Annotated in this window: 3 protein-coding genes; all 3 read left to right on the forward strand. The window is 66.9% G+C overall.

Going from position 1 to position 6,755, the window contains the following annotated elements; translation table 11 throughout:
* Positions 1-2: 2 nt before the first annotated feature.
* Positions 3-1,400 carry an FAD/NAD(P)-binding protein gene (locus tag V7060_RS10155; RefSeq protein ID WP_334179111.1) on the forward strand — a complete coding sequence of 466 codons (1,398 nt, stop codon included), beginning with the start codon at positions 3-5 and terminating at the stop codon, positions 1,398-1,400.
* Positions 1,401-1,463: 63 nt separating this feature from the next.
* Complete coding sequence (locus V7060_RS10160; protein WP_334179112.1) at positions 1,464-4,931, forward strand: PAS domain-containing hybrid sensor histidine kinase/response regulator; 3,468 nt, start codon at positions 1,464-1,466, stop codon at positions 4,929-4,931.
* A 1,015-nt stretch (positions 4,932-5,946) separates the two neighbouring features.
* A complete protein-coding gene (locus V7060_RS10165) occupies positions 5,947-6,360 on the forward strand; it encodes a hypothetical protein (RefSeq protein WP_334179113.1) in 414 nt (137 codons plus the stop codon).
* Positions 6,361-6,755: the final 395 nt, after the last annotated feature.

Here is a 6,755-nt window from a genome sequence, read left to right on the forward strand (position 1 = left end):
GCATGACCGACGTGACCACCACGCCCCTGCCGCCCTGCGACCTCGCGATCATCGGCGGCGGCGCCGGTGGCGTACTGGCGGCCATGCAGGCGCTGCGCCTGGCCACCACGCCGCTGCGCATCGTGATGATCGAACCGCGCGACGTGCTGGCGCAGGGCGTCGCCTATGCGACGACGCATGGCGAGCATGTGCTCAACGTACCTGCCGCGCGCATGAGCGCGTTCGACGACCGTCCCGCGGATTTCCTCGACTACGTCGTCGCCACCACACCGGTTGGCGGTCCCGACCGCGAGACGCTGGCGCATGCTTTCATCGAACGCCGACGTTATGGCGACTACCTGCGCACGCGCCTGCAGGAGGCCATTGCCGCCAGTCCCGCGTCGCTGCAGGTCGTGCAGGACAGCGTCTCCGAACTCGACGCGCGCGGCGACGGCGCCACGCTGCACTTGACGGGACACGGGCCGCTCGAGGCCAGGGGCGTCGTGCTCGCCGTCGGCAACACGCCGAAGCCGCTGCCGGCGCGTGGCGCGCCGCAATTGCCGGAAGGCAGGTCGCTGGCGGCATGGGATTTCGATGCGGTGAAAGCGATGCCGGTCGATGCCGAACTCTGCATCGTCGGCTCCGGCCTGAGCATGGTCGATACCGTGCTCAGCCTGGCCAGCAACGGCCACACCGGCACGATCCACGTGCTGTCGCGGCACGCCCTGCTGCCGCTGCCGCATTGCCACGGCGGTGCGGCGACATTCGACGCTGCGCCATTGCAGGCGATGGATCTTCGCGGCCGCATGCGCTTCCTGCGCGCCGCCGCGAAGCAGGCCGTCGCCGACGGCCTGCCGTGGCAGGCGGCGATGGAGCGCATCCGTCCGCACGGACAGGCGCTGTGGCAATCGCTGTCGATCACCGACCAGCGCCGCTTCCTGCGCCACGTCGTGCGCCAGTGGGACGTGCATCGCCACCGCATCGCGCCGGAGGTGCACGCCACGTTGCAGGCCCTGCTCGACCGGGGCCAGTTGCGCCTGCATCGCGGCCGCCTGGATACGGTGATGGACGAAGGTCGCCGCCTGCGCGTGACCACGCACACGCGCGATGGCCGCACCGACGAGTTCGACGTCGACTACGTGGTCAACGCCACCGGCGTGGAGATGCGCGCGCAGACCATGCGCAATCCGCTGCTGCACGACCTGCTCGGCAAGGGCAACGCGCAACCGGGACCCCACGGCATCGGCCTGAAGGCGGCGCGCGACGGCCGCATGGTCGATACCGAGGGCCACGCGCAGCCGCGCGTGTTCATCCTCGGCAGCCTGCGCATCGGCTGCGTGTGGGAGAGCATCGCCATCCCCGAGCTGCGCGGCCAGGCCGAAACCGCCGTGCGCGAACTGCTGGCGATTCCGGCGCCCTGACCCACCGTTGCGGCACGCGGCAGCCGGTACACTCGGCGACGGGTTGAGCGCCGGGAGAGGGCGTTGGTTTCGAGCTGGATCCTGCTGCTGGTGTCGGTCGGCTATGCCGCGCTGCTGTTCGGCGTGGCGTGGTGGGGCGACCGCCGCCCCATGTACCCCGACCGCCCCTGGCTGCGCCCCGTCGTCTACAGCCTGGCACTGGCGGTGTATTGCTCGTCGTGGACGTTCTACGGCGCGGTCGGCAGCGCGGTGCGCAACGGCCTGGGCTACCTGCCGATCTACCTCGGCCCGGTCCTGCTGCTGCTGTTCGGCTGGCGCATCATCGAGCGGCTGGCGCTGATCGCGCGCAGCGAGAACACCGTCTCCATCGCCGACTTCATCTCCTCGCGCTACGGCCGCTCGCGCCGGCTGGCCGCGCTGGTCACGGTGATCGCGCTGATCGGCGTGGTGCCGTACCTGGCACTGCAATACAAGGCCGTGGCGATGAGCCTGAGCGTGCTCAGCGGCGACGGCGGCGACAGCACGCACGGCTTCTTCACCGATCCCGCGCTGTACGTGGCGCTGCTGATGGCGCTGTTCGCCGCGCTGTTCGGCACGCGCCAGGTGGACGCCACCGAACACCACCACGGCATGATGCTGGCGATCTCGCTGGAATCGGTGGTCAAGCTGGTGGCGATGATCGCGGTGGGCGTGTTCGCCTACCTGTGGCTGGACGACAACGCCTTCCGCGTCACCGATTCGGCGCGCACGCTGTTCGAGAACGCGCCGCCGGTCGGCTTCATCGCGCAGACGCTGCTCGGCTTCCTCGCCATCGTCTGCCTGCCGCGCCAGTTCCACGTGGCGGTGGTGGAATGCAGCGACGTGGGCGACATCCGCAAGGCACGCTGGCTGTTCGGCGGCTACCTGGCATTGTTCTCGCTGATGGTGGTGCCGGTCGCGGCCGCCGGCGCGGCGCTGTTCGGCGGTACCAGCGTGGCCGACGACAGCTACGTGCTCGCGCTGCCGCTGGCCGAAGGCCGCACCGCGCTGGCGATCATCGCCTACGTCGGCGGCTTCTCCGCCGCCACCGGCATGGTGATCGTGGCCAGCATCGCGTTGGCGACGATGGTCAGCAACGACCTGGTCATGCCAGTGCTGCTGCGGCGCGGCTGGGCCGAACACCACGCCGAAGCCGACGTCGCCTCGCGCGTGCTGTGGATCCGCCGCGTGGCGATCCTGCTGCTGGCGCTGACGGCGTACTCGTACTACCGCAGCAGCAGCAACGACAGCACACTGGCATCGTATGGCCTGATGGCGTTCGCCGCGGTCGCACAGTTCGCACCCGGCCTGATCGGCGGCCTGTACTGGCGCGGCGCCAGCCGGCGCGGCGTGGAAGTCGGCATGGTGCTCGGCTTCGCCACCTGGATCTACACGCTGCTGCTGCCGACGATGACGCAGGCCGGCTGGTTCGACCTGCTGTGGCTGCACGACGGTCCGTTCGGCATCCGCTGGCTGCGCCCGCAACAGCTGTTCGGCCTGAGCGGCTGGGACACGCTGACCCACGGCACGTTCTGGTCGCTGCTGGTCAATACCGGCGCCATGATGATCGTCTCCGCGCGCTCGCGCCCCGGGGTCGACGAGCGCCTCCGCGCCGCGCCATTCCTCGATCCCTATGCGCAGCGCCCCGCACTCGTGGCCGGCGAATGGCCCGGCAGCGTGCGCGTTGGCGACCTGCGCACACTGGCCGAGCGCGTGGTCGGCGAGCGCCATGCGCGTCGCGCATTCGCCGAGCAGGCACAGCTGCTGGAGCGCGAACTGCAGCTCAACATTCCCGCCGACCGCGCCTGGGTGCAGTTCACCGAACGCCTGCTCGCGGCCGCGATCGGTGCGGCGTCCGCACGCATCGTGCTGACCAGCGTGCTGCGCGGCTCCGGCATGGAACTGGGCGAAGTGGTGGCCGTGCTCGACCAGGCCGGCCAGGAACTGCGCTTCAACCGCGAGATCCTGTCCACCACGCTGGAGAACATCAGCGCCGGCGTCAGCGTGGTCGATCCGGACATGCGCCTGGTGGCCTGGAACCGCCGCTACCAGCAGATGTTCGGCTATCCCGACGGCATGCTGTACGTCGGCCGCCCCGTCGCCGACCTGATCCGCTACAACGCCGAGCGCGGCGAACTCGGCGACGGCGACATCGACGCGCAGATCAACAAACGCATCCGTTACATGCGCGCCGGTTCGCCGCACATCTTCGAACGCGTGCGCGCCGATGGCCAGGTGATCGAGATGCGCGGCCAGCCGCTGCCGGGTGGCGGTTATGTCACCAGCTACAACGACATCACCGACTTCAAGCACGCCGAGGCGCTGCTGCTCGAAACCAACGAAACGCTGGAACAGCGCGTGGCCGAGCGCAGCGAAGCGGCCGAACATGCGCAGCAGTCGCGTACGCGCTTCCTGGCCGCGATCAGCCACGACGTGCTGCAACCGCTCAACGCCGCGCGCCTGTTCGTCAGCGCGTTGCGCGACAGCGAACAAGGGGTCGACGCGCAAGCGCAGGAACGCCAGCACCTGGCCGAGCGCGTGGACGCATCGCTGCGTGCAGCCGAGGAACTGCTGGATGGCCTGCTGGACGTGTCGCGCCTGGATGCCGGTGGACTGCAGACGCAGATCAGCGATTTCGACGTCGGCGAACTGCTGCGCGAACTCGCAGCCCAGTACGCACCGGTCGCCGCCGGACGCGGGCTGAAGCTGCGCGTGCATGCGCGCGCCGTGCCGGTGCGCAGCGACCGTCGCCTGTTGCGCCGCGTGCTGCAGAATTTCCTGGCGAATGCGCTCCGCTACACGCGCGAAGGTCGCATCGTGATCGGCATGCGCGCGCACGGCGAGCGGATCGCGCTGCAGGTCTGGGACACCGGCCCGGGCATTCCCGAGAACCACATGCGGCAGATCTACGACGAATTCCACCGCTACCAGCAGCCCTTCGACTGGGGCGAGCGCGGCCTGGGCCTGGGCCTGTCGATCTGCCAACGCATTTCGCGCCTGCTGCAACACGAACTGGATGCCCGCAGCACGGTCGACCGCGGCAGCATGTTCTCGATCATCGTGCCGCGCGGCACGATGATCAGTGAGCGCCGCGCGTCATCCCGCCGCAGCCTGTCCATCGACTCGCTGGCCGGCCTGCGCGTGCTGTGCGTGGACAACGACCGCGAGATCATCGACGGCATGCAGGCGCTGCTCGGCCGCTGGCAGGTGGACGTGATCACCGCCACCACCGTCGATGAGGCGCTGGTGAAGATCGCCCAAGGCCCGGCGGTGATGCTGGTGGACTACCACCTGCACGACCGCCTCGACGGCCTGGCCACGCTCGACGCCCTGCGCGCCGCCAGTCCCGGACCCATCGCTGGCGCCTTGCTCACCGCCGACGGCCGCGACGAGCTGAAACGCGAAGCCCGCGAACGCGGCTACCGCCTGCTCACCAAACCGGTGAAGCCCGCCTCGCTGCGCGCATTCCTCGCCGCGCACCATGTGCCGACGCCATCCCCAACGACCGATTGAGCGGACATTCCATCGTGCACCCCACGCATCCACGCCTGAACGGCCTGGCCACCCCGTCCCATCCCCGTATCGCGATGGATCGTCCAGATCACCGCGATTCCCCTTCAATACCGCTGATCACCCCGCTATCTTCCGATCAGAGCCTGGCGGCGCTATCGCCCCATGCCCGCCCTGCTAATCAGCCACCACCCTGTTTTCGCGGTGATATTTCAGACGAGAGAGGACAACGCCGGCGCTGCGAAGCCCGACAAGGTATTGATTGGAAAGCCCCCCGCATTGTTGACGCCCCGCCCTCGCCACCTGAATACTCCGCGCTATCACCCCGAAATGGGGTCTACTAGGCGTTATACGTGGGCGGCATTTGTTTCAATCTTCGCTGTTCACTCACGTTGTGCTTCTCAGCAACGTCGCCTCTGCGGCGCATTCTTCCGGCAACGTGATGCGCCGCTTGTGGCTTTAGGTCACCGGCATTGTTCGGCCAACCTGTTCCTTGGCATTTCCGTCTTCGGTCTGCGGCGCGCACCGGACTTCGGCGGGTGGTTCCTGGCCCCTCCATGGCGTTGGCTTGCATCTGGTGACAATCGGTTCCCCGACCTTTTCGGACATGTTGCCGTCGCCTGGCTTCGGCGCTACCGTGGCGTATAACAATTCATTCAAGCCGACGCCGCTTCGCGGCGCGGCTTAATTCAGGCGTTAGGTGTCTATGAATGCCACCGGCAGTTCAAGCAAATTCTGGAGCTGGGTGAGCATTGCAGGCGGCTCTGCAGCTATGCTTGTGGCACTCAACCAAGCCGTAACGTCATTCACCGCGGGATCGTTGCAGTTCTCATCCAGCAAGTACGGATTCACTGCTCACGGCATGGAGGCAGCAGTAATTTATGGCGCGGTGCTTATCGGCTCCGCCCTTATCATCGGTTTCGGTTGGCGAGGGCTGAGACATGGTCGGCAAGACACCTAACAATTCATTCAAGCCGAACCCGCTTCGCGGGTCGGCTTAATTCTGGTGTTAGGCGCGATGAAAGCACCTCCTTTTCCCATTGCGGCTCTCTCGACCATCCAGATCTTTTTGGGACTGGCGGTCGCCGGCGCTATGACTTACTGGCTCGCAACCGAGGGTTTCGTCGGAACCGACGGCGTACCGGCATGGGTTATGCCCGTCTCATTGTTGGCCGGCCTCTCATGCATTGCTTCTGCTGTTCAACTCTGGCGGCTTCGGTGGTCTGGCCCCATCAGCTTCCTTGCGTTGTGGCTGTTGCCGTTCTTTGGGTCACTACCCTTTGCCAGTCCCATGGAGATCATCCGGGACGCCAGCTTCATTGAGGGGCGTCTAGCGTATCTTCTCGTGTATGGCGTGATCGTATTTGAGTTCCGCAAGCAGTTCGCGCCTAACAAATCATTCAAGCCGAACCCGCTTCGCGGGTCGGCTTAATTCCGGTGTTATGCGTGGGCTGGCGTGTTGGTGTTGTCGGCTTCGGTGATGCGCCGACTTCCGCTGCATCGCTGGCTTCGGCGTTGGTCGGTTCTTGACGCACTCTGGCAGTCCACGCTCTCGGTTCCGTTTCCGCTCGGCTTCGGACGCATCGCTTTGGCGCCGCCCGGCACGAGGAAGGCTTCAGGACTTTCGGATCGGCGGCGCCCCTGGCTTCGGCCACAAAAGCGCGGGCCACTCGTTGCCCCCACTCCATCCAGTGATGGTCTCTTCGCCTGGCTTTCTCGGCTAAGATCGCCTCGACAGCCCGGACTACCTATTACCCAGGCTGCATAACAGTTCGTTCAAGCCGAACCCGCTTCGCGGGTCGGCTTAACTCAAGGTGTTATGCGTGG

The sequence above is a fragment of the Pseudoxanthomonas sp. genome, assembly GCF_036845285.1.
Taxonomy (GTDB): Bacteria; Pseudomonadota; Gammaproteobacteria; order Xanthomonadales; family Xanthomonadaceae; genus Pseudoxanthomonas_A.

Coding starts and splice junctions, on each gene's coding strand:
- V7060_RS10155 (WP_334179111.1), top strand. CDS start 3: ATGACCGACGTGACCACCACGCCCCTGCCGCCCTGCGACCTCGCGATC.
- V7060_RS10165 (WP_334179113.1), top strand. CDS start 5,947: ATGAAAGCACCTCCTTTTCCCATTGCGGCTCTCTCGACCATCCAGATC.